This window comes from Lentimonas sp. CC4 (assembly GCF_902728235.1).
GTDB lineage: Bacteria > Verrucomicrobiota > Verrucomicrobiia > Opitutales > Coraliomargaritaceae > Lentimonas.
This window is the reverse complement of record NZ_CACVBO010000001.1, coordinates 1,607,311-1,631,648: the sequence shown is the minus strand read 5'-3', so window position 1 is coordinate 1,631,648 and position 24,338 is coordinate 1,607,311. Positions and strand designations below refer to the sequence as shown.

At 51.8% G+C, this 24,338-nt stretch carries 21 protein-coding genes, 1 tRNA gene and 1 pseudogene; 8 read left to right on the top strand and 15 right to left on the bottom strand.

Going from position 1 to position 24,338, the window contains the following annotated elements; genetic code table 11:
- Positions 1–60 precede the first annotated feature (60 nt).
- Positions 61–1,344 (bottom strand): class I SAM-dependent RNA methyltransferase, encoded by a 1,284-nt coding sequence (locus tag GZZ87_RS07165; RefSeq protein ID WP_162027996.1) that lies wholly within the window; start codon positions 1,342–1,344, stop codon positions 61–63.
- A gap of 96 nt (positions 1,345–1,440) precedes the next feature.
- Here GZZ87_RS07165 and GZZ87_RS07160 point away from each other — a divergent pair, with 96 nt between their 5' ends.
- Positions 1,441–2,244, top strand: a complete 804-nt coding sequence (locus GZZ87_RS07160) for an RNA methyltransferase (protein WP_162027997.1) — start codon at positions 1,441–1,443, stop codon at positions 2,242–2,244.
- 29 nt (positions 2,245–2,273) lie between these two features.
- Here GZZ87_RS07160 and GZZ87_RS07155 read toward each other — a convergent pair whose 3' ends face one another.
- The 8 genes from GZZ87_RS07155 to rpmH form a co-directional block, all read right to left on the bottom strand.
- Positions 2,274–3,266 carry an NAD-dependent epimerase/dehydratase family protein gene (locus tag GZZ87_RS07155; RefSeq protein WP_162027998.1) on the bottom strand — a complete coding sequence of 331 codons (993 nt, stop codon included), beginning with the start codon at positions 3,264–3,266 and terminating at the stop codon, positions 2,274–2,276.
- A gap of 11 nt (positions 3,267–3,277) precedes the next feature.
- A complete protein-coding gene (locus GZZ87_RS07150; protein ID WP_162027999.1) occupies positions 3,278–4,897 on the bottom strand; it encodes a fatty acid CoA ligase family protein in 1,620 nt (539 codons plus the stop codon).
- 99 nt (positions 4,898–4,996) lie between these two features.
- Positions 4,997–5,275, bottom strand: a complete 279-nt coding sequence (locus tag GZZ87_RS07145) for a hypothetical protein (RefSeq protein WP_162029943.1) — start codon at positions 5,273–5,275, stop codon at positions 4,997–4,999.
- A gap of 70 nt (positions 5,276–5,345) precedes the next feature.
- Complete coding sequence (locus GZZ87_RS07140; RefSeq protein WP_162028001.1) at positions 5,346–6,092, bottom strand: YebC/PmpR family DNA-binding transcriptional regulator; 747 nt, start codon at positions 6,090–6,092, stop codon at positions 5,346–5,348.
- Between the two features lie 47 nt (positions 6,093–6,139).
- Complete coding sequence (gene yidC, locus GZZ87_RS07135) at positions 6,140–7,948, bottom strand: membrane protein insertase YidC (RefSeq protein WP_162028002.1); 1,809 nt, start codon at positions 7,946–7,948, stop codon at positions 6,140–6,142.
- A complete protein-coding gene (gene yidD / locus GZZ87_RS07130) occupies positions 7,941–8,231 on the bottom strand; it encodes a membrane protein insertion efficiency factor YidD (protein ID WP_206753154.1) in 291 nt (96 codons plus the stop codon). The genes yidC and yidD overlap by 8 nt, the downstream gene beginning before the upstream one ends.
- 61 nt (positions 8,232–8,292) lie before the next feature.
- Positions 8,293–8,664 (bottom strand): ribonuclease P protein component, encoded by a 372-nt coding sequence (gene rnpA, locus GZZ87_RS07125; RefSeq protein WP_162028003.1) that lies wholly within the window; start codon positions 8,662–8,664, stop codon positions 8,293–8,295.
- A gap of 27 nt (positions 8,665–8,691) precedes the next feature.
- Positions 8,692–8,832, bottom strand: coding sequence for a 50S ribosomal protein L34 (gene rpmH, locus GZZ87_RS07120; protein WP_162028004.1), 141 nt, complete (start codon positions 8,830–8,832; stop codon positions 8,692–8,694).
- 232 nt (positions 8,833–9,064) lie between these two features.
- Here rpmH and GZZ87_RS07115 point away from each other — a divergent pair, with 232 nt between their 5' ends.
- Entirely contained in the window at positions 9,065–10,213 is a 1,149-nt protein-coding gene (locus tag GZZ87_RS07115; protein ID WP_162028005.1) for a type II secretion system F family protein, read from the top strand.
- Positions 10,214–10,291: 78 nt separating this feature from the next.
- On the opposite strand, the gene GZZ87_RS07110 is transcribed toward GZZ87_RS07115, so the two are convergent.
- Positions 10,292–10,363 (bottom strand) — tRNA-Arg (locus GZZ87_RS07110).
- A gap of 104 nt (positions 10,364–10,467) precedes the next feature.
- Between GZZ87_RS07110 and GZZ87_RS07105 the strand changes: the two genes are divergently transcribed.
- From GZZ87_RS07105 to GZZ87_RS07095, 3 genes and pseudogenes are all read left to right on the top strand, one after another.
- On the top strand, positions 10,468–12,585 hold the full coding sequence (locus GZZ87_RS07105; RefSeq protein ID WP_162028006.1) for an ATP-dependent DNA helicase RecQ: 2,118 nt from the start codon (positions 10,468–10,470) through the stop codon (positions 12,583–12,585).
- 141 nt (positions 12,586–12,726) lie between these two features.
- Positions 12,727–12,882: pseudogene (gene rpsR / locus GZZ87_RS07100) on the top strand (30S ribosomal protein S18); the annotation flags it as partial.
- 79 nt (positions 12,883–12,961) lie between these two features.
- Entirely contained in the window at positions 12,962–13,966 is a 1,005-nt protein-coding gene (locus GZZ87_RS07095; protein ID WP_162028008.1) for an L-threonylcarbamoyladenylate synthase, read from the top strand.
- Positions 13,967–14,042: 76 nt separating this feature from the next.
- On the opposite strand, the gene GZZ87_RS07090 is transcribed toward GZZ87_RS07095, so the two are convergent.
- The 3 genes from GZZ87_RS07090 to GZZ87_RS07080 form a co-directional block, all read right to left on the bottom strand.
- On the bottom strand, positions 14,043–16,328 hold the full coding sequence (locus GZZ87_RS07090; RefSeq protein ID WP_162028009.1) for a polysaccharide biosynthesis tyrosine autokinase: 2,286 nt from the start codon (positions 16,326–16,328) through the stop codon (positions 14,043–14,045).
- 16 nt (positions 16,329–16,344) lie between these two features.
- Positions 16,345–17,010, bottom strand: a complete 666-nt coding sequence (locus GZZ87_RS07085; protein ID WP_162028010.1) for a polysaccharide biosynthesis/export family protein — start codon at positions 17,008–17,010, stop codon at positions 16,345–16,347.
- A 61-nt stretch (positions 17,011–17,071) separates the two neighbouring features.
- A complete protein-coding gene (locus GZZ87_RS07080; protein ID WP_162028011.1) occupies positions 17,072–18,283 on the bottom strand; it encodes an outer membrane beta-barrel protein in 1,212 nt (403 codons plus the stop codon).
- 199 nt (positions 18,284–18,482) lie between these two features.
- Here GZZ87_RS07080 and GZZ87_RS07075 point away from each other — a divergent pair, with 199 nt between their 5' ends.
- The gene (locus tag GZZ87_RS07075) at positions 18,483–20,153 is read left to right on the top strand and encodes a tetratricopeptide repeat protein (RefSeq protein ID WP_162028012.1); all 1,671 of its coding nucleotides are present in this window, start codon (positions 18,483–18,485) and stop codon (positions 20,151–20,153) included.
- Between the two features lie 37 nt (positions 20,154–20,190).
- On the opposite strand, the gene GZZ87_RS07070 is transcribed toward GZZ87_RS07075, so the two are convergent.
- Positions 20,191–21,480 carry a hemolysin family protein gene (locus GZZ87_RS07070; protein ID WP_162028013.1) on the bottom strand — a complete coding sequence of 430 codons (1,290 nt, stop codon included), beginning with the start codon at positions 21,478–21,480 and terminating at the stop codon, positions 20,191–20,193.
- On the bottom strand, positions 21,477–22,592 hold the full coding sequence (hisC, locus tag GZZ87_RS07065) for a histidinol-phosphate transaminase (RefSeq protein ID WP_162028014.1): 1,116 nt from the start codon (positions 22,590–22,592) through the stop codon (positions 21,477–21,479). The genes GZZ87_RS07070 and hisC overlap by 4 nt, the downstream gene beginning before the upstream one ends.
- Before the next feature lie 68 nt (positions 22,593–22,660).
- Between hisC and GZZ87_RS07060 the strand changes: the two genes are divergently transcribed.
- On the top strand, positions 22,661–23,575 hold the full coding sequence (locus tag GZZ87_RS07060; protein ID WP_162028015.1) for an SDR family oxidoreductase: 915 nt from the start codon (positions 22,661–22,663) through the stop codon (positions 23,573–23,575).
- Between the two features lie 12 nt (positions 23,576–23,587).
- On the top strand, positions 23,588–24,310 hold the full coding sequence (locus GZZ87_RS07055) for a lipoate--protein ligase family protein (RefSeq protein ID WP_162028016.1): 723 nt from the start codon (positions 23,588–23,590) through the stop codon (positions 24,308–24,310).
- Positions 24,311–24,338: the final 28 nt, after the last annotated feature.

Below are 24,338 nucleotides of genomic sequence, written 5' to 3'. Positions count from 1 at the left end.
ATAAATTCGGTTTTAAGGAAAAGAGGCAGAAACATGTGCCGACTTAGAGGTGCGTCAACCCTAATTTTCGATTTCGTCCTCCAGTTCGTCTTCAGCATCAGCAGGTGCTGCCCAAGGACCACGAGAAGAGAGCGTCAGCGAAACCACATTTTCAATGTGACGCGTGTGCGGAAAGAGATCGAACGGTTGGATCAAAGTAATATCGTAGCCTGCCTCGACAAACTCCTTCAAATCACGCGCCTGCGTGGCCGGATCGCACGACACATAGACGATGCGTTGCGGACGGAATTGCATTAATTGCTGACGAAAACTCGCATCACAGCCCTTGCGCGGCGGATCGATAACGACAGCAGTCTCTTCGGCGGGGAACTTCAGACCATTAAAAATCGCCTCCGCCTTACCAATGACGAAGCGCACGTTCTTAATGCCACAGATCGTCGCATTGGCCTGCGCCCAGCGCACTGCTGGCTCGCTGATCTCCACACCAGCTGAGAGCTCAAAGGATTTCGAAGTGGAAAGCGCAAACAGCCCCACCCCACAATACGCATCCACCAAGTAGCGCGCGCCCTCGAGCGAAGCCTCACGCGCGACGTGCTCAACCATTTCCGGCAAGATGAAAGGGTTGTTTTGGAAAAACTCTCCAGCCTTAAACTGGAATGTATGGTTGCCGACACGCTCAGAGACAATCTCCTGCGGATCCGTCACCACACCTTCGATCACATCCCGCATTAAGATCGTGCCACCACGTTGACGGCGTTTCTTGCCCCCCGAGCGTCGCGCTTCATCACGTGCGCCCGGCAATGCGGCATTGATCGCCTCAGTCGCGATCGGACACTGCTCCACATCAATGATCTGGTTTCGGCGACCATACTGTAAAAATCCAATCGGCTGCGAACCATCCTTCGCAGGACGCTCGTAGTGTGGCGTGATCTTCGAACGGTAGTTATATTCCTTTGGCGAACCATGCGAGAGCTGCACTGGATGATCGATCTCACCGAGCTTCTGCATCAACTCTTCAACGTGCTTCGTCTTCTCTTTGAGCTGACGCGCGTAGGTCATGTGCTGATACTGACAACCACCGCACCTCTGATAAAGCGGGCAACGCGGCTCAATGCGATCAGCAGAAGCTTCAACAACTTCGACCAGATCTGCATCCGAATAGTTTTGAAAATTGCGATAGATACGCGCCTTCACAACTTCACCGGGAATCACAAATGGCACCATGACCACCCAACCGTCGACACGGGCCACGCCCATGCCCAGATTGGTCAAACTCTCAACGGTCACTTCCACCTCTTGGTGATACTCAAAAGGCTCAGGAACAAAATTTTTCGGTGCTTGCATACCAATGCCCTCCCCAATGCAGAGACATCCTGCAACCTTAAAATAGATAAGAGGCTTTCCATCCGCCAACTTTTTGCCCTTATAGAGACTAATAATATGGAAGAATCCTACATTCAGAGCCGTCAAAACGATCAGGTCAAAAATCTCGTAAAACTCCGCGAGCGCAAGCACCGCGACCGCCAAGAGCGTTTTCTCGTCGAAGGCCTGCGCGAGCTCGGCCACGCCATCGGCTCAGGCTACGAAATCGAAACGATCTACTACTGCCCGGAATATTTCCCATCCGATGAGCACGAAGCCTTCATCAATGACACCCGCCGCAACGCCGAGATACCACTCGTGCGCATGAGCGAAGACGCCTTCACCAAGGCCGCCTACCGCGAAGGCCCAGACGGCATCATCGCAATCGCCAAGCAGCAAAGCCACTCGATCCACGAACTCGACCTGCCTGCCGCCCCGCTGCTACTGGTGCTCGAAGGCATCGAAAAGCCGGGCAACCTCGGAGCGATCCTCCGCAGCGCCGATGGCGCAGGCGCCGATGCCGTGATCCTCGTGGACTGTGTGCTCGACCTCTATAATCCCAACGCCATTCGCTCCTCTCAAGGACTCATCTTTGCATTACCGATCGTATGCACCGAGCAAGCCTACCTCGCCGAATGGCTCACCAAGCACCAGGTTCAAACCGTCGCCACCACCCCCGACACCGAGAACCTACACTGGGACATCGACTACAAGCAACCCACCGCACTTTTCTTCGGCAGCGAAAGCGACGGGCTCACCGACTTCTGGCTCAAGCAAGCCGACACCCGCACCCGCATACTCATGGCAGGCCGCGCCGACTCACTCAACGTCGCAGCGGCCGCAGCCGTCTGCCTCTACGAGGCAAAACGCCAGCGTTCGTAAACCGGCAACCGCGCTCGACTCCAGTTATACTAAAACCCGCGAGATCGAAGATCACCAATAGTAAGCTTCAGCGCTTCTGCCATTCCCACTCGAGGCTCATAGCCTAAATCACGGCGCGCCGCGCTAATATCAAAATAGTGATCCTTCGCCAACTCTACCGCGACAAAACGTGTAATCGGCGGATCATTACGACGGCCGAGCACCTTCCACACCCCCTCACACAGAGTGCCCACACCGTAGGCGACCGGCAGCGGAATACGCTTTGTCAAAGGCGCATGCCCTAAGCCCTCAAGAATAGAATTCACCCAAGGCCACAACTCGACCGACTCTCCTTGAGAAATAAAATATGCCTGCCCTGCTCCCTTACCAGAGTCCAGCGCGTCAAAGGCATCCAAATGCGCATCCGCTACATTTCCGACATACGAGACATCGACGCGGCTCGCCCCATCTCCGACAATCTTCAAACGCCCCGCCTTCACACTATCGATCACACGGGGCAGTAAATGTGGATCACCTGGTCCGAAAATCAGATGAGGTCGTAACGCCACGATCCTTAAAGTCTCTGAATTGGCCGCCAACGTCTCCTTTTCTGCAATCGCCTTCGTATGCGCATAGTGACACAGCCAATTCTTACCGTAAGACAACGACTCATCGCCGCCGCGGATCGGTTCACCATTAAACACCACACTCGGTGTGCTCGTATAAACCAGTCGCCCAACGCCCTGCGCGCGACACGCCGCGACCACATTACGCGTGCCAACGACATTGGGCTGATAATAACTCTCCCAACTCCCCCAAACGCCAGCCCGCGCTGCAACGTGAAATACCGCATCCACACCTTCGCAGGCGGACGACACCACCGTCGCATCCGTCAAATCGCCACAGACGACTTCGACACCCAGCGCCTCCAACTTCGGCTGGGCGGATCGTCCAATCGAACGCACCGAGTAGCCGCGCGCCAATAAGCGCTCAATCACATAGCTCCCGACAAAGCCACCACCACCTGTCACCAAAATCTTCATACACGCCAGACCTACGCATCGCCAAACTTCTTCGCAAGTGACAAACGGTGAATCTTGGCATTATGCCGCACATCCACAGGAAATGCCTTCTCAAAGAAAAACGCGTCAATACCACTCGTCATCGCATGGCTCTGTGCGATCACACGTAGACTCTCAATAAATTCACCCTTCGCCGTAGCACTCGAGGGATACGTCCCCACTTCAGGCTCAATCACGATAGCCGGACGCCCACCACCAACATCAATCAAAGCTGATCGAAAGACTTTAGGGTGCGCATTAAAAATAGCCTCACAGCAATCCGTATAGAGCGGCCCTGCAACAGTGCGCACATGCTCCACCTTGCGACCACAGAACCACAGTCGCCCAGCATCGCCAATCCAACCCAAGTCGCCCATACGGTGCCAATGCCGATCACCGTCAGCGATCTTAGAATCCGCATCTGCATCTGGGCGCTTATCGTAGCCACGCGTGACTGACGGGCCTCGCACAATAATTTCGCCAATCGCCCCAACAGGAAGCTCCACAATTTCCTCGAAAGTCGCAATCGGCCCGTCAACCTGTTGCACGATCCGCACATCCACACCAGGCAACGGGCTGCCAACGCACGTGCCATCACCTTGAGCGGTGCGCACCGCGGTCTCGCTCAACACCTCAGTTGAGGCAATCGAGCTCACAGGCAATGCCTCGGTCGCGCCATACGGGGTATGAATCTCGCCATTCGGAATGATCGCCTCCATCTGCTGCATCAAGGCAGGCGGCACCGGCGCACCCGCCATTAAAATACGTCGCACACTCGGCAGTGTGACTGAGTGGGCCTCACAGTAACGGGCAATCTTCGTCCACAGCGCCGGCGAACCAAAGCTATTGGTCACTGCATTTTGCTGAATCGCCCGCACGATTTTCTCAGGATCCACCGTCGCAGGTCGACTCGGATTCATCTCTGGCACCACCGTGCACATGCCAAGCGCGGGATTGAACAAAGCGAACACTGGCAGCATAGGCAGGTCCACCTCACCTGCTTCGATCCCATATTGCGCACGGATCGCTTCAACCTGCGCCACGAACATACCATGCGCATAGCACACGCCCTTTGCCGGTCCCGTCGAACCGGAAGTAAACAAGACGGCTGCTAATTCATCTTCCGCAGAATCCACCACAGGGAAGTCGCCCTGCCCTGTATACTGCGCGATTTGCTTCTCAAATCCAGCCCCCACCGAAACCCGACTCGACACTCCACGAAAGCTTGGACGAAACAAGCGGGACACCCAAATCGCCGCAGGGATACCAACCAATGCCTCAGGCTTCGAATGGCGAACACAGCGTAAAAAGCGCTTCAGCCCCATACCTGGATCGATCACAATCGGCACGGCTCCCATGCGGAACAACGCAAACACGATGCGAATCAAGTCCAAACCAGGCTTAACCATTAGCAACACACGAGTGCCACGCTGGATCCCCTTGACGGCAAAATAATGCGCCGTCGCGGCAGCCTCGACATCTAGCTCGGAAAAACTACGCGCCACATAGCGGATCGCTCCATCTGCCTCACGCCCCACAGGCGCACGCACTGCAGCAGCCTCTGGATGGTGAGCAGCTTGTTCAGATAAAAAGTAGGCGACGTTATGCGGCATAGATAAGAGCACATCCCGTGGAAGGACAGCGAAGTTGCCAAGAAAAAAGCCGCTCCCAATCGGAAGCGGCTTTAGAATAAAATTTAGGACGAGTTCGACCTAGTAGTCCTCGATAGTGACCAAGCCCCAAAGAAGAGTGGTCTTATCACCAGAGAAGTTCTTACGAGTGTAGAGTTCGTTGGTATTGACCTGAAAAGTAGTTGTAGGGGAAGCCTCATAGCTTTCCTGCACGTTTTTGTAGAGACCAAAGACATTAGTTTCTCCCTTTTCCATCTGAGCTGTGCCAGCATCGTGGTAGCAACCAGTGAATACGAGTGCCGAAGCGGCAAGAGAAAGAAGAGCAAGTTTTTTACAACGCATGTTTGTTTTGGGGTTCATTGTTTAAGAATATGAAGCTGCAAAGCTCAAATGGACTTTGCAAGAGGTTTTTAGCCGAGTTCGGAGATTATTACTCGTCGTCGAGCACACCATCAGCGAGATCAAGATTAGAGTGGACGGCTTTAACATCCTCCAAGCTATCCAACAAATCAATCAAATGGAGCACTTTACGCGCAGTATCCTTGTCGCTAATTGGCACGAGGATATTCGGCAAATAGACGAGATCTGACTCTTCAGACTCAATCCCCTTATCGCTCAATGCCTGTGAAACCGAGTCATACTCGGACATGGGGCAGATCACTTCGAAGTGATCGCCTTCGTTTTTAATGTCTTCAGCACCTGCTTCAAGCGCCACATCCATGAGCGTTTCTTCATCCGCCTGCTTCGCATCGATGATGAATTGACCGACACGATCGAACTGAAACGACACCGCACCAACACCAGCGAGGTTGCCTCCGTTCTTGCTCATCGTGCTACGCACCTCAGAGGCCGAACGATTTTTATTATCTGTCGTAATCTCAACGATAAGCCCCACTCCACTCGGCGCATAGCCTTCGTAAACAATTTCTTCGTAAACGATGCCAGGCAACTCGCCCGTGCCCTTTTTGATGGCACGCTCAACGTTGTCGGATGGCATATTCGCCTCTTTCGCCTTCGCAACAATAGTGCGTAAGCGCGGATTCATCGCAGGATCGCCGCCGCCTGCACGAGCCGCAAGCGTGAGGTCTTTACTGATCACACTGAAGATTTTACCGCGCTTGGCGTCTGCAGCGCCCTTTGCTCGTTTAATTGTAGCCCATTTACTGTGTCCTGACATAGCTGATGAAGGGGTTGAAGGAGTTTAGAATGTGTTAGATTGAAAAGTTACTTTTTCTTACGAGACTTCGTGCTCGGAGAACCACCCTTACCAGTTGGCGTAGCAGCTTTGGCAGCGACAACGGGTGAGAGTTCTTCATCCGGACGGCTATTAATGATCTTCTGTTGTAGAATGGTCAAAAGATTTTGCACCGTCCAGTAAAGGACAAGGCCTGAAGAGAAATTGTAAAGGAAGATCAAGAAGATGAAGGGCAAGAACTTGAAAATCTTCTGCTGGGCAGGATCTGCAGTCGGCGAGACTGGCATCATGCGCATCTGGAAGAACATAGTGAGACCCATAATCAAAGGCAGGATATTCAACGGATAACCAGCGATATACGTCAAGGTATCCGGCATCGAAAGATCACTGACCCAGAGAAATGACTCGTGACGCAGCTCAGACGCCGAGCGTAGCATGTAGAAAAGGCCAAGAAAGATCGGCATCTGGATAATCATCGGTAAGCAACCTGCGACAGGGTTCACCTTGTTCTCCTTAAAGACCTTGAGCGTTTCCTGCTGCAACTTTTGAGGATTGTCCTTATACTTTTCCTTTAATTCAGCCATCGGCCCCTGAATCTTAGCCATACGCTTCTGCGAACGACTCGCCTTGGCCGAAAGCGGCCAGAACAGTGTTTTAATACAGACCGTCATAATCACAATCGACCAGCCCCAACTTGGAACGACCGAGTGAATGGCATACATAAAGGAAAGCAGCAACTTACTGATGAAGCTCAAGAAGCCGAACTGCATCACCTCATCCTCGTGATTCCCCAAAGCTTGCAAGCGCTTAAACTCCTTTGGGCCGACATAATAATTAAAATCCAGCGACTTAGCAGAACCAGCTGGCACCAAACCTACCTCGTAACCAACGCTCCCAGAAATACCAGGGCGCTCATGCGTGCTGCCACCCTCAGCAAGCGGACCTTCGACTGGATAAATGAAAAGATCGCGAGCAATTTGATCTGAACTCAACACTGCCGCAAAAAACTGATTCTTCACCGATGCCCATTGACTACGAACCGGCTCCTCAATCACCTCAACAGGGGCACTCGCTCCCATACCTAAAAAACCCTTGCCGCCAGTCAATTTATTGATCGCAACAAACTCGGCGTCTTCACCGTCAAAGTGCCCCACATTGAGAAAGGCGGGTAATTGTTTTTCAGAGACCGCCCATGCCGTGCCCAGATTCAGAATCGCAGAAATAGAACGAGGCGCCTCTGACGAATTCCCAAAAGAAGTGCTATGACGAATCACATACGGATCGTGCTCAGCATCCGCGGTAGCCAAAGAATACTGACGGCGCAGCACGAGACCATCAGCAGACTGATACGCAAAAGTGATCGAATCCGCAGTTTGCTGCTCGATCGCATAAGGCAACGTAAACTGCTGAAGATCCTCACCACGAGCAGCCAGACTAAGGCTCAATGCAGGCACACGCCCGCGCGCATTAAAAACATATTCATCACGCTCACCATTTTTCGTCTGCAAGAACGACACAGTGCGGATCGCACCACCATGCGTAGTGAACTCCACTTCAATGTATTCATTAGAGAGCGTCACAATCTGCTCATCCGCTACAGGCTCGAGTGCAACCACAGGCGCAACAGACTGAACGGATGGTTCCGCATTCTCCCCAACCTCAACAGCGGCACTGACAACATCCGCCTCCGGAGCTTCAATAACAGCCTGCTCCACAACACTCGCCTCTTCAAGCGCTTGCTGACGCTGCTGTTCGTTTAAATCGCTCGTCTGCTTATACATATAGCCGATGCCGGCTACGATGCAGATGATACCTAAAATTGTATTTTTCTTATCCATCTAAAAATGATTTGAAGGGAGGTGACATGCCTTCTTTATCTTGGTTGTTCAAGCTCGGAAGCGGATCATACCCGCCTGGGTGCCAAGGGTGGCAGCGCAGAATACGCCGCACGGTATACCACAAGCCGCGCCAAAAGCCATACTCGAGAAACGCAGATCGCGCGTAACAAGAGCATGTCGGCTGAAAGCGACAGCTACAGGTAGAGCCGAAGAAGACCTGCTTCAACGGCGAAAGTATTAACTGATAGAGACGAACCAACACCGCTGCAAAACGAGCCAACATCGAAGGCGCGTGAGCATTTTGACGTGTCATCAGGTCTGAGTGTTCCAGTTCGTCAGTCATCTTATTGATCAGCCAATTTTGCCTGCGCCTCCTTCGTCATAGTCGCACACGCTCGTAAATAACGAGACTCTAGATCACTGAAACTGTGACGATCAAAACTCGACCGAAGCACGATCACGACATCACTGCCAACTGGAAGCGCTAATTCATGCTGACGAAATAGCTCGCGAAAAGTTCGCTTGCCCAAGTTCCGCTTTACCGCATTCCCCACGCGGCGAGAGGCGATCACGCCTAATCGGCGCGAGCATTTCTCCTCCGAGTCGAGTTGACGGCACTGAAAAATAAAAGGTCCGCAAAGGATACGTTTACCCTCATTGCGGACCTCTTGAAATTCGCGCGGCTTGCGCAAACGCTTAGAAGTCGGGATGCCCATGGCTCCGTGACCTCATTGCGCTCCGTCTTAGACGGAAGCGGATAGGCTGTGACGCCCCTTAGCTCGGCGAGCGGCAAGAACCTTACGGCCACCGCGAGTTGCATTACGTGCGCGAAAGCCAAATTTGCGAGCGCGTCTAAGTTTTGAAGGTCTGTATGTTGGTCCCATGATATTATCCTGTGAAAATTGGAGAAAAGCGGAGGAGAAAAACCTCTGATCCCTCCGCTGTCAAGGCATGATCTAGTAGATTTTTATGACAATTATTCTCAGACAAACTAAGGCAAACACCTGAGACGCCGTCAAAAACATCAAAAAAAAGCACTTTCCCAATCCGAATACTTGCAAGTAGCATAGATATCATAGAAAGATACCCAAACTAATCATTTTCAGACTGAACACTATGGCTACTCTCACCCCCTCGGCACTCAACTCTACAAAGAAAAAAAAAGTCAGCTTTGCTGAAGGACAACGGATCGCCAAGCGCAAGGCCTACGAGAAGCAAGCACCACGTAAAAAGATCAAGCTACAGGAGCTCACGGTCTTCACCCAACAACTCGCAGCCATGCTAGAAGCAGGCTTGCCACTCGTCACCGCACTCGAGGCACTCGAAGATCAGACAGAAAATCCAGTGTTCCAAGTCATCATCCGCAACGTCCGCACAGAGGTCTCTGCGGGCAAGTCCTTTTCCGAGTCGTGCGCCGCCTACCCTAAAGCCTTCCCTAATCTCTTCATTTCAATGGTCGAGGCAGGTGAAGCCAGTGGCGGACTGGCCGAGATCCTTGACAAGACTTCGGCTTACTTCGAAGAGACCGTCAAACTGGTCAAGCAGATCAAAGGAGCAATGACCTATCCGATCGCCGTCATCGCCCTAGCAGTTGGTTTGGTGAACGTCCTACTCATCTTCGTCATTCCCGTCTTCGCTGAAATGTTCAGCGACTTCGGAGCAGAGCTTCCCAAACCAACCCAGATCCTCATCGACCTGAGCGCATTCCTCAGGTCCTACATCATTTTCCTAATTGCAGGCATTGCTGGATTCATCTGGGGACTCAAACGCTTTGTCGCGACCCCGAAGGGGCGACGAATCAAGGATCAAACACTCCTCAAGCTTCCAGTCGTTGGCGAGCTAGTCCGCAAAGTTAGCCTCTCGCGCTTTTGCCGCACCTACGCCATCCTAATGCGAGCAGGAGTGCCAATTCTACGCACCCTAGAAATTGTCAGCAGAGCCTCCGACAACACCTATATCGAAGCCGCCTGTAAGGAAATCTCGAAGCACATCAGCCAAGGCGGCCAGGTCTCTGAAGTGCTCGCAATCGACCCCTACTTCCCGCCGACCGTCAAACACATGACCCGCGCAGGCGAGCAAACAGGTAACGTCGACGGCATGCTCGTCAAAGTCGCCGACTTTTATGACAACGAAATCGATACGCTAGTCGCCGCCCTCACATCGCTAATGGAGCCACTATTGATCTGCTTCCTGGGGGTAGTCATCGGCGGCATCGTCATGGCCATGTTCCTACCGATCTTCCAGCTCTCCAGTGTTGTCGCTTAAAAACACGAAACCGGGCGAAATTCAGCCAACTCACGCGCTAGTGTAATATGACACAGCGCTAAGCGAGGCAGATGCCAGTATCCCCGCTGGGAATCGAACCCAGATCGACTATTTAGGAAACAGTTGTTCTATCCATTGAACTACAGGGACCAGCTAAGCGCAAAAACCTAGGTCCCCTGCGCAAACGATCAAGCACAGATATAAGTAAACCTTAGACTTGGCATTCTAGTGAACATTCGCACAGTCAACTAGCAATGACTCCAGAAGACGCACTGCAGAAATATTTCGGAATGCCCGCATTCAGGGCACCACAAGGCGATATCATACGCGCAGTGCTAGACAAGAAAGACACACTCGTCGTCATGCCAACAGGCGGCGGCAAGAGTCTCTGCTTTCAACTACCTGCACTCCTACTCTCAGGAGTGACCCTCGTCGTATCACCCCTGATCGCACTGATGAAGGATCAGGTCGATGCGCTCCAAGCCCGCGGCTTGCCTGCCGGCCTACTCAACAGCTCTCAAACTCTGGAGCAGCAGCGAGAAACCCTAGACGCAATTCGCAACCGCACCCTAAAACTCGTTTACGTTGCCCCCGAGCGCTTTCGCTCACAATCATTCCTCAACGCGCTCCCCAAAGACGCCATCAGCCTCTTCGCGATCGATGAGGCGCACTGCCTATCGCAGTGGGGACACGATTTCCGCCCAGACTACATGCGCTTGGGCGAAGCGCGTAAAGCCATAGGCAACCCGCCCTGCATCGCATTAACAGCGACAGCGACACCCGACGTGCAGCTTGACATCAAAAAGAGCCTCGAGATGCACGAGCCATCTGAGTTCGTCGCGGGGTTTTCACGAGACAACTTAAGCTTTAAAGTGCGACAAACCAACTCCGACCATGACAAACTACAAGCACTACAAGCACTTATCAAACAACACACCACCGGTATCATATATTGCGCGACACGAAAATCCGTCGATGCCGTCGCTGGCAAAATTGAGCATTTAAGTAATTCCGTCATCCGCTATCACGGCGGCCTGTCCGATCGCGATCGCACCGCAGCTCAAGAGCGCTTCATGAATGGCGGAGCCAACATCGTCGTCGCCACGAATGCCTTCGGCATGGGAATTGACCGCTCCGATATCCGCTTCGTCTGCCACTACGAAATGCCCGGCAGCGTCGAAGCTTATTACCAAGAAGGCGGCCGCGCAGGACGCGACGGCAAGCCCTCAGTCTGCGAGATGCTCTTTTCCTATGCAGATAAACGCGTTCAAGACTTCTTCATCGACGGAGCGAATCCCGGCAAGGCTCTGATAGCCGAAGTCTTCGACTTACTCTGCGCAGAAAGCGACCAGCTCCACGAAGTGCGCCTTCCCGTCGACGACCTATGCGACCGAATCGGCCGCAAAGTCAACCCCATGGCAGTCAGCACCGCCATATCCGTCCTCTCCCGCCAAGGCTGGATAGAGCGCTTCGACATCCCCGGCAAACGCCTAAAAGGCACACGAATCAAACAACTGGGGCAAAGCGGCAACAGCCTACCGATAGACGGCGAAGCATTGGCAATGAAAGCCGCTCGCGATGAAGAGCGACTAAAAACAGTCATCAACTTCTCCTACGCACAAAGCTGCCGCCAGAAGTGGATTTTAGACTATTTTGGCGAACGAAACGGCGAAGACTGCAAGCGTTGCGACAATTGCAAACAAGCAAAAAACCGAGCCGCCCGCGCGCCGAGTAAAGATGAATTCACGCTAGTGCAAAAAGCACTGAGCGGCGTCGCCCGCATGAGCCACAAACTAAGCTCAGACGAATGGTCTCCACGTTTTGGTAAACGAAAAATCATACAATGCCTCCTCGGCAGCCAAAGCGCTGCCATTCGAGACAACGGATTGGACGAGCTCTCAACGCATGGCATCCTAAAGAGAGAAGGCAGCGCCTATGTCGATGCCCTCTTCCAATGCCTGGAACGAGCCGGCCTCGTCCAAGTCATCACTGAAAGCAACTACCCGCTCCTACAATTGACTCCAAAAGGAGCCCGTGTGATGCGAGGCGCAGAAAAGATCGACCTTGACCTTCCTGAGCGCACCGCTGGCGCAATTACCCAAAAAACAAGCGCCCTGCCTAAGCGCAAAGGCGCGGAACCTGGAGGCATACTAGATCGTCGCCTATACGGCCTGCTCGTCGGACATCGCGCAAAAATGGCCGCCAAAAATGGCAAGCCCGCTTTTACCGTCTTTCCGAATTCAGTGCTCGTAGAACTCGCCAATAAAAAACCGAAAAACGAGACAGAAGCACTCGAAATCAAAGGAATTGGCCCTGCTAAATTAAAATCAGTCCTCCCCGAGTTTCTTAAAGTCATCAGATCTCAGACCTAAACAACTCATTAAGAGCATGTTAAACTCAAACAAAGCCACCACAAAAGAACGAAAATTTTACTTGCACCCTCCGAAGGAACACCTACTTTCCTTCGCTTCATGAGCACAGACACCAAGAAACTCAATCGCTCTCGCAACCCGATGGACTACACGTTCAACGATGTAGAGCAACTCTCCCGCTTCGTCACCGAAACGGGCAAGATCCTTCCACGTAAAGACACAGGCCTTTCCGCAAAACATCAGCGTCGCGTCACGAAACTCATCAAGCAGGGTCGTAACATGCTGACAATGCAGTAAGCTGCGTCACGAATATAGGAATTTCCAATCCTTCCTCTAATCAGGGAAGGATTTTTTATATCCGCATCTCTCGAAAATAATGGATCACAGTAGCAAAGTCCTCGAAACGAACACAGCGAACCTAGACCTCTGCGCAGAACTGCTACGGTCAGGCGAAGTCGTTGGTATGCCCACCGAAACAGTCTATGGCCTCGCAGGCAATGCACTCAACGAGGCCAGCGTTCGAAAAATTTTTGACGTCAAAGGCCGCCCACTCATCGATCCACTCATAGTGCACTTCAGCAACCTAGAGGACGCAGAGATCCACATCGAATCAAGCGACAGCGTTCGCGAACTCGCAGCCGCCTTCTGGCCTGGACCACTAACAATGGTAGTGCCGAAAAAAGGCAGTATTCCCGACATCGTAACCGCAGGCTTACCCAGTGTCGCAATCCGCGTGCCACAGCACCCCACATTTCGCAGCATCCTAGAGCGACTGGACTTTCCACTAGCGGCACCGAGCGCTAACCCATTCGGATACGTCAGCCCCACACTAGCAAACCATGTTGCACATACCCTAGGCAGCCGCATCCAAGCAGTGCTCGATGGCGGTTCATGCGCCTATGGCCTCGAATCAACGATCATAGACCTGCGCACCCCCAAAGCACCGATCATCCTCCGGCACGGCCCAATCACCGAGGCACAAATCAACGAGACACTCAACGTGCAAGTCGCCACAAAAACAGCCACAAGCGATGATGGCAGCGCTCAAAGCGCACCAGGACTTCTAACCAAACACTACAGCCCCAACACCAGAGTGACCCTACTGCCACACGGCCAAGCGATCACATGCAACACGGCCCCTTCCCGCTCAATTGCACTCATCGCCAACAAGAAGCCAGAGTGGCACACAGGTCAGCCGAATATCTTCTGGCTCTCCGAGAGTGGTGACCTCAACGACATTGCCCACAATCTATTCGAATTAATCCAACGACTCGATCAGCAGAATTTTGAGCAAATGTGGATCGAACAAGCCGATCACATCGGGCTCGGGCAAGCCATTAACGATCGCCTGTGCAGAGCTGCCGCAAAATTTGGAGCCTAGAATCCTGAATATTCTCAACAAAAAAGACCCGCCAAACTTGGCGGGTCTTGTTGCAAATTAAACTGATTCAAGCCGCTTAAGCCTTCGGCCTCATCTCTGGCTCAACCGAGCCTGCCAGCTCCTCTTCAAATTCCTCATCCTGATGGATATAATAGTCCTGATACGCCTTATCGGAATAGCTGGAGTAGTAGTAATTCGACAGCGAACTAGTAATGTTATTTAGAATCGCACCAAATACAGGCGTATTCGACTCCCACATGCGGCGAACATTCACCACGGCAGTCTTACGCTTCACGGTATTGAACTTGATCACATAGATAACACCATCAGCCAAAGGCAGCAGGTTAAGCGCATCACTCACAGCCGCAAGCGGCGGAGAGTCGATCACAATTCGATCATAACGATCACGCAAATCAGCCAACATAGCCTCAAACTTGGAACTATTCAGCACCTGAGTGGGGTTCTTCGACTTACCACCAGTAGGCAACACATCGAGATTAGGATACACCTCCTTGATAATCACCTCATCCAGCGACACATCCTTTTCAATGTGATCTAACACCCCAAACTCATTCTCGAGCTGTAATGAACGAGCAACATTCGGAAGGCGCAAGTCACCATCCAGCAGCAAGGTTTTCTCACCATGATTCGCGAATGTCAGCGCCAAGTTGGAGCTAATAAATGACTTACCTTCACCAGGAACCGTGCTGGTCGTCACGATGACCTTCGCATTTTTGCTGTCATCATTCAACTTAAGGGCAGAGTGAATTGAGCGGAAAGTCTCTGTCACATGGCGGTCAACATTCGAAGCAACGGCCTGAGCCTTTGAGTTCGAATCCAACTTCTTAATACGCGGAACCACACCCAACATCGGCAGGCCAATAGTGCCCTCAATATCAAATGCACTTTTGACACGGTCATCCAAGAACGCGACTAGGAAGATTAAGCCAACCCCGGCCGCCACGCCGCCAAACAGACCAGCGGCCAAATTCATCACAATATTAGGCGAAGAGTGACGCAGTGGAGGCAGCGCCTCATCGATCACACGAGAATTTGGATTCTTCAAATTCACCTGAGCTTTTTCTTGCGTCATGCGAGCCACCAATGCCTGCAAGAACCCTTGCTGCACATCCAACTCACGCAACAACGAGCTATACTCGACACGAGTCTTACTCAACTCGATCAACTCAGCTTCCTTTTCAGCAAGACGCTGGCTCGCGAGCTCAAAATTGCTCTTTGACTCGGCGTATGCGGCACCAATCTTATTCACAGAATTCTGAACCGCGAACACCAACTCTGCCTCAGACTCTTGCAGTGTCTGTAGCTGCTGAATCATCACTGGATGCTTCTCACGGTAACGCTTCGACAATGAAGAAATTTGAATCTTAGTTCCAGAGATCCGCTCTAGAAGATTCGAAACACGTGGCTGCTCAGCAATGAAGGACAACTCCCACAAATCCTTCCCTTCTCGGCGATAACTCTCGATCAGATTCCACCGCGTCTCCAAGTTATCATACACATTCTTATTACTCAGCTTCATTTCGTTCAAACTCGCAAGTTGAGCACCAGCAATATTCTCAGAAGTGTCCAGAGACACTGCATTATTGTCTTCTCGATATTCAGCCAGCTTCAGTTCGAGCTCTTCAACCCGCTCCTTCTGCTGATCCGCACGAATACGCAAATCCTCAACAGCTTTCATCGAACCATCGATATTCAGCGTCAGATTGTAATTAATAAACTCGTCCGCAAAGAGATTCGCAACACGCGCCGCAATCACAGGATCTGGATGCGTGTAGGCCACGCCAATCATCAGACTCATACGCTGCGGCATCACCTTACGATATTTACCTAAAATCTCAACAGGAGACAGCGGACCAGATAAGCTGAGAGCATCTGCATAAGGAGCCATAAAGCGCTCGCGCTCATCATCTTGCAATCGACGCTCTACACCTTGAATAATTTTACCGCTATTCAGCACGCTTATCTGAGTATTCAAATCCTCAGCGCCTCGAATCTGATTCTGCTCTATCTCCATCGATGCCATTGCAGTCGGATCGTCTCGCAACAACTGAACCATAGCGACCGCAGTATACACCTTAGTCTTATTAAACGTATAAAGAATCGAACCAGAGAAAATGATGAAAAACGCGACAATCAGATACCAGATACGCTCACGAAACATCAGGAAATAATCCTTAAAAGAACGCTGCGGTGCGCCACTGCCATAGCCCCCACCACCATAAGAATCACCATCACCGTAGCCGCTACCATAGCCATAACCATAGCTACCGCCGCCATAACCGCCGCCGCCATAACCACCAGAATTCAGGTCAGGGGCGCCTCTTACATAATCATTTTTCATAGAAATTAGTTATAAACTAGATAATTCTTTCAGGCACCCAAATCGTATCGCCCTCTTTGAGGACAATATCCCGAACATCAGGGTCTGTGACGATTTTACTAAAGTTGACCTCCATCTGCCTAGAATGCCCATCTTTATCCACTCGCTTGATCTTAATGGCCTTAGGATTCCCCAAACGAGTGACCCCATTCACCATCGCCATCGCCTCAGTCAACGTCAAATCACGATCAGGTGGTATTTCTACAACGCCAGGACGGTTCACCGAACCAAGAATATGAATCACCTTAGGCGAAAAAGACACAACCAGCACAGAAATCTGCGGATCGACCAAATAATCACGATTATACAAATCAGTGATCAGCGATTTACTCTCCGCGATCGTCATACCCGCAACTTTCACCTTACCAACTAGCGCTAAAGCAACAGTGCCGTCTCCCTCAATTCGAACCGATTTATCGAGGTCTGGCTCCTGATACACTTCAATCTGAATCACATCAGACGGCTTCAGCACATAATTATTGCCAACGACCATACCGATCGCGCTACCACCACCAAAACTACCACGACTACTTGCCCCCGAAGAATCAGATGAAGAAGCGGAACTGGGTGCAGCATCTTGCCCAAGAAGAGCAAGAGCGCCTAAGATAAGGGATGAGATAAAAAGGGTAATTAGACGTTTCATAAATTAAAAAATGCCTCTATAGAGAGGCATTTCGACCGTAAAAACGGGAAAGGTTGAATGATTAGTAGCGAAGCGACGCAGTCAGATCAATGGTGTGCGATTCATAGCTCTGCCCCTTACGATCCGAATCATTTTCGGAGTAACGATAGCCAGTGCTAAAGCGCCAGTATTGATTTGGCACATATGACAAGCGAACGCCGGTATTATAGTAATTATCTTCACGATTTTGGTCTGTATAATCGCGGAAAGTATACCCGAAATTAGCACTCGCTGAGTAATTTGTATTAATTGAATAGCTCGCACTCAGGTTTGCAGTCGTATTTTCAGTGCTTTGACCTTCGCCGCCGATACCAAACCCACGATGTAGGTGAAGCTTCGTCGTCACTTTAGGTGTCGCAAGGTAGGTAAAGTCAGCATCAAAGCCCATAGTGCCAGACGAATCGCGATCTGTGCTTCCTGATGGAACTCCACCGACCCGAATCGTTGAATCATCAGGATCATATGTAGTATAACCGACCTTAAAGAAACCAGTCAACTTCGGCAAAAGGTTGCCACGCGCACCGACATTAAAGAAGTGGCTATCAGAATCGTAGCTTCCGATATAAGTATTACCATTGGTCGTGCTGCCGACATCAGTCGTGGTATACTGATAACCGACACTCAAGTCGACCTTTGGAGTGAGCTCGTAGTATACGTCGAGTGGAATCGTAAATGACTCGCGATCCGCCAAACTATCGTCATTGCCGGTATATTCACGATCCGAGTAGTTCACCCCGGAACCAACACTAAACTTCGGTGACAAACGATATTCACCATTTAATCGCGCCGCAGTGTTGTCAGACTCGGTAATCTTGCCCTTACGATTATCGTTACCATTATTAGTTGATTGGCTCTCATCAAAACTCACGAGACCATTTACATCCCAACGACTCGACTGATAAGAGCTGATCGCTTTGATATGAAAAAGCTCTGAATCCAGACGAGACAAATCGTCATAGCGGATAATATCATAACGAGTAATGATACTTAGATCTAAGTTGGAAACCCCGCGGCCGACATTCACTTCAAAACCAGGCGAGACCGTCCACTTCAGGTCACTCTTCTCGTCATCCTCATCGTTAAAAACATTAGACTCCCACTTCAAAGAAGAAGATCCGTTAAAAAAAACATCCACATTGTCACCAATCGAAACGAGAGGAGAAGCTTCAGCAGCGGTAAACAAGCCCGCAAGTGGCGCGAGCGTGACGAGGAAGAGAGACTCTTTAATTTTCATGTGAATTACAAGTGGGGGGTTAAGATCAGAAAGACCCTAGGTGTTAAATATAATAAAGTAGAATACTATTCTTGAAAAAATTAGGACACTATTTCCCAGACTGCAACCCGAAAGAGTCACTTATTTGAGCTTGGCTGCGCAGACAAATTCCATCAATCCTAGTCCTTATACAAGGACAGAAATACCCCAACCATTCAAGATGCCCACAAAAAACGAAAGACGAACTAACAATCCCACCTTGCGCGAAAAGCCAATTTTGCTCGGATTTGTCGTGCAGCGCAAAGGCTCCGATGGCCGTATACACATCGCAGTCAGATGGGGCCGTATCCTATCGACCCTAGTCATTTTATTGATTGCGGGCTGGATTGCAGTCGCAGGAGCCCTTTACGGATACTTCAAATATAAGAAGAGTTTTGATGAGGTAACCTTTAGCGGCATGATGACACTGCCCTTCCGAATGGAAGAACACCGCAAGGAGATGGGTGATTATCACATCAAAAAGGGGCTCGAAGAAATAAAAGAAGGCAACTATCGGGACGCCCTTCGCCTGTTACGACTCGGCGTCTCACGATCCCCATCCAACCTGGAAGGCCGAAGAGTGCTATCTGAGTTTTACGAGCTCGCAATCAAGCGCCCTGACATTGCCGCAGACTTAATGCTCAAGGGGATTGATAAAGGCGGCATTGAGGACCTCGACTATATCAAACAAACTCTACGCGTCCTACTTCGCCACCAGATGGACGAGCAAATCCAAGAGCTTGCCGACGAGTATCTACCTGACGAGCCCGAATTCGACGACATCAATCGCACACTTGCCTTTGGGGCAGCGAACGCCAACTACTTGCGCGGCAATTACGATCAAGCGGATGACTATATCATCTCATACAACTTAATCGAATCACTTGAAGGACTGCTGCTCTCCTCTCAGATCAGCTGGGATCGCGGCAATCAAATCTCCGCAATCACCAAGATGGAGCATTCGCTAGCCAGATTCCCTAATTCTGAGCCACTCCTCATGCAGCTCAGTCGCTATCACCGCGAGATGGGCGACATCGACAAAGCTCGTCGCTATGCAATCCTGAGAAACGTCAAGGATCCGCTCAGCGCAGCGCCACGACTAGAATTGCTATATATATATAACAAGTCTGGAGACACCGAACGTGAGCAACGCGAAACACAGCGCATGCTGAAGCAATTCCACGACGACGAAAGCGCCCTTCAAGCGCTCGCCAACTTTGCAGCCGACACTGGAAATATCGACCTCGCTCGCCGCACCTACGAAGAAGCACTCGAAAATGAATTCGCAGTAGATGCCTTCGCACTCCTCTTGATCGAATCCCACCTCGTGAGTAAAGACTACCAAGGAGCTCTAAGCTTCTCCGAAGAACTACTCAAGGAACGCCCGGACTGGCTGACTAAACGATGGGCGATTTTCAATAGCCTTCGTGCTGTCGCATCATATGGCATCAATCGTCCAGACTTAGGGGAAATTTACCTACAGCACTTCATCGACGACACAAATAATCCGCCGCAGACCTACCTCGCAGTTGCACGCCGCTTCTCGAACACAGATAGAAGCCAACAGGCACGCAAGATCTTAGCCACAGCCTACCAGCGGGCACCAGCCAACCAAAAGATTCTATCCGAACTCATTCGAGTCGAACTGAAACTAGGCAATACTGAGAATCTCAATCGCTTGCTAACTCGCCTGCTACAGATGCGTCGCCCTCAGATGGATCTCATCTTCGAAGCCTACCAAAAGCTCGGCAGCGATCGCTTCATCTTCACACCGGACCGCGAAAGCCTACTGCTCCAACTCAGCGCAATTCTGCGTGAGAACTCCCAGGAGCTACAAGCGATCGACTCATAAGAAAGAAGTAGTTCTCAAAGGAACTCGCTCGGCTCACTTACGGCCGCGCATAAACGACTTGAGCAGCAATCACCCGTCGCTCATCGACTTCATCGACTGTAATTTGCATACCAGCAATCGTTAAGGTATCGCCACGCGCAGGAATACGTCCGAGCTCTCCAGTGATCAGTCCACCAAAGGTCGAGACTTCCTCATTCTCGATCTTCAAGCCCAACGACTCTTCTAGGTCGTGAATGGGAGTCAGCCCGGAAATCCGATACGTATTCGGCGCTCGAAGCGCTCGAACCTGCTCTTCTTCACTGTCGAATTCATCCTGAATATCGCCTACGAGCTCTTCTAAAATACTCTCGAAAGTCACAACGCCCACAATGCCGCCAAATTCATCCACGGCCAGTGCCATGTGAAACTTCGCACGTAGCATACGCTCCAAGGCCTCCTCTAACGGCGTCTCCAAGTCAAACATCGCAACAGTGCGCTTGAGCTTCATCGGGTCGAGCTCCTCCAACGCACCACCAAAGCGAAACATATCCTTAATATGAAGGATACCGACACAGTCATCTAAATTGCCACGACACAGCGGGAAACGCGTATGTCCCGCCTGTTTCATCACCTCAAGATTCGACTCAAAACCCTCTTCTAAATCGTAAATAACGACCTGACTGCGCGGCAGCAGCACGTCTTGAACCACGAGCTCCTGCATTTGCAGCGCTCGATTTACAATTGTTCGCACCACAGGCGACAGTTCGTGACTATCCTCACCCATCGCCCGAATCTGCACATCCAAATCCAACGGGTTCAACTCATCCTCCACGTCCACTCCAAGGCGGCGAAACAACACGCGCTTTAAGCCACGAAAAAACAGCATACCAGGGAGCGTCAATATCTGGAACACCCATAGAACTCGGTATGAGCTCTGAATGGCTTGAACTGGATCTCGCATCGCCAAACCACGCGGAAAAATCTCCGCGAACAGGAAATGCACGGACGTCGCACACACAAAGGAGAGCAACACAACCAACCAACGGTCTGGCGTCTGAACCGACCCAAAGAGCTCAAAAAAAACACTCACGACAGGCATCAACAACAAGCCAACCGCCACTGTGCAAAGCGTCTTACTAAAACGAACCACACGCCCCGTCCGGTCGCCGTTCTCGATCAAACGAGCAATCCCACGGCGACGCTTGACCATCTCCAATGCCTCCCCATCCACATCGCCATAGCGAAACTTAACCAGGCTAATTTCGCACATCACAAGAAACCCATGCAGCACCAACATTAGCGCCACTGCGCTCAACGACACGAGAAAATCAATCCACGCCGCACTCATTGATTTCCAGCAACCTCACCATGCTCAAGCAACTCACTCAAAGTGCTTAACAACCGTGCGTTCTCATCGCTACGCCCAATCGTAATACGCACATACTCAGGCATGCCATAAGGCGCCAAAGGCCGCACAATAATCCCGCGCTGCTGTAATGCCTGAAAAACCGCCACGCCATTTCCGACTCGGCTCAACACAAAATTCGCAGCACCACCGACCGTCTCAAAACCAAGCGCAGCTAGCCCGTCGCACAACACCGCACGCCCGGCCTCATTCTCAGCTCGGCACATTTCAACAAATTCTAAATCGCCCAAGGCCGCAGTCGCAGCAGCCTGCGCCACCGAGTTCACATTAAACGGCTGACGCACTCGATGCAGCAAAGCGATCAGCTCCGGATCACCATACGCATAGCCGACCCGCAAACCGCCGAGCCCGTAAATCTTCGAAAATGTGCGCAAGCACACCACCTTACGCCCCGCATGGATTGCAGCCGACAAATCGGGTGCCTGCTCTAAATACTCCGCATACGCCTCGTCCAAACAAAGAATCACATGCTCAGGCAAATTCTGCGCCAACTTCAACAAATCAGCCTCCGTGTTCGCAACGCCCGTCGGATTATTCGGACTCGCAACAAATAACAGACGTGTCCGCTCCGTAACAGCCGCCAGCATCGCATCCAAATCATGCCCAAAGTCCGCCATCGGCACTTCAACTGGTGTCGCACCAAACAATTTCGCTACCAACTTATACACAATAAAGGCCTGCGCCCCCATCACCACTTCCACGCCAGGCCGCAGAAACGCATGCCCCAGCAGCTCAATAATTTCGTTCGACCCATTGCCGATCAAAATCGACTCTGGCGAAACTCCACGCGCCTCCGCCAGCTTTTGCCGAAGATCATGACAATTCCCATCCGGATACAAGTGCGCACTTTGCAACGCAGTTCCCGCCGCCACAATTGCCTTCGGCGAAGCCCCAAACGGATTCTCATTCGAAGCCAGTTTAGCAATGTTAGCAGGATCGAGCCCGTATTCACGGGCAACAGTCTCGATTGGTTTCCCGGGCTCATAGACCGGTTGTTCATGCACTCCGGCATTCGCGAGTTCAGCGTATTTCATTGATATAATTCGGCTTTGAACTTGCGTTGCCAAAGTCCGATTGCAACAAAAACCAGCAACCCAAGCTTATGAAAATTCTACTTACAGGAGCCTCAGGCCTTCTCGGAAATGCCTACGCCGAAGCCGCAATACGTCGCGGACACACAGTTATCGCACTCTACAATCGCACAGAGCCCACTACCCGCGGCCTAGAGCAATGCATCCATATCGATGCACAAGACCTAGAAAAGATCACCGCCCTCGCCCTCGAACTGTGGCCAGACACCATCGTCAACTGCGCTGCAATCTCTTCGCCCGCCGACGTCGATGCCGACGCCACACTCGCCGAAAAGATCAACGTCGCACTTCCACGCCACCTTTCACAGCTCTCGACCCACCTCGGCTCACGCTTCCTACACATCTCTACCGACATGGTATTCGACGGACACTCAGCCGAGCCCTACCGCTCGACCGACATGCCATGCCCCACCAGTCTCTACGGACAGACCAAACTCATGGCCGAGCGCGAAGTGCTGAAGCACAACCCCGAAGATCCTGTTGTTCTACGCATACCGATCCTCATGGGCAACAGCCCCAGCAGACAACGAAGCGTGCACGAAAAACTTCTCGCCGCTGTCGCACGCGGCGAGACACCACAACTCTTTTGCGACGAAATCCGCCAACCATGCTCAGCCAACAACGTTGCCGAAGTGCTGCTTGAGCTCACCGAGCGCCGCGACCTCCACGGCATCTTCCATTGGGCGGGCGAGGAAACCATGAGCCGCTTCGAAATGGCACAACGTATCCTCAAACACTTTGACCTACCGCTCGACAGCGTAAAGTCCGCCTGCAAGAGCGACGATCCCGAATTTGCAGATCGCCCCAGCAACCTGACCTTCAACCTGCACCCAATCGTCAGTAAGCTAAAAACAAAGCCAGCCACCTTCGAAGAGCAACTCGAAGAGCTCACCCACGTCGAGCCAATGCGCTCAACCGACGCATAGCCCGCTTTTTCCGTGCCACTCATCATCCTGCCCAACGCCTTTGGCGACGCCGCCACCAACATGGCCGTCGACGCTTCCCTGCTCTACACACTCCCCAAAGGCATCGCAGCGTTCCGGCATTATGGGTGGACTGAGCCCGCAATCACCTTCGGCTACACCCAACGGATCGCCGAGGTAAAGGCGACATTCCCCGAAGCAGACCTGCGCCTCTGCCGCCGACTCACCGGCGGAGGCATCGTCGACCACCGCAACGACTGGACCTACGCGCTCGCCATTCAGAGCGACCTCCCTGCTGCAAACACACCAGCGACCGAGCTCTACGCCACGCTCCATGGCTGCATCCAACAAGCACTCGACGAGCAATTGATTCAAAGCCAGCTGGCGCCCTGCCCACGTGCTTGCGGGAAAACACCGCAAACGAAATCGGACGCGCCCGATCAATGCTTCGTCCACCCCACAACCGACGATGTGCTCCACCCCGACGGCACTAAAATCGCTGGTGCCGCAATGAAGCGCACTCGCGAAGGCCTACTCATCCAAGGCTCAATCGACCGCGGCACACTCCCCGAAAACTTCGACTTCAACACTTTCGCCACCACTTTCCAACAGGGCATCGCACGCGAACTCGCCATCCCCATCGGCACCACCGAAGACCTGCGCACCTTGTTCGACGGCCCACGCATTCAGCAAGAGCGCGAGCGCTTCCAGAGCACTGCTTGGCTTCAAAAACGTTAAGTTTGATTTGTGAATAGCTTGGCCTTGC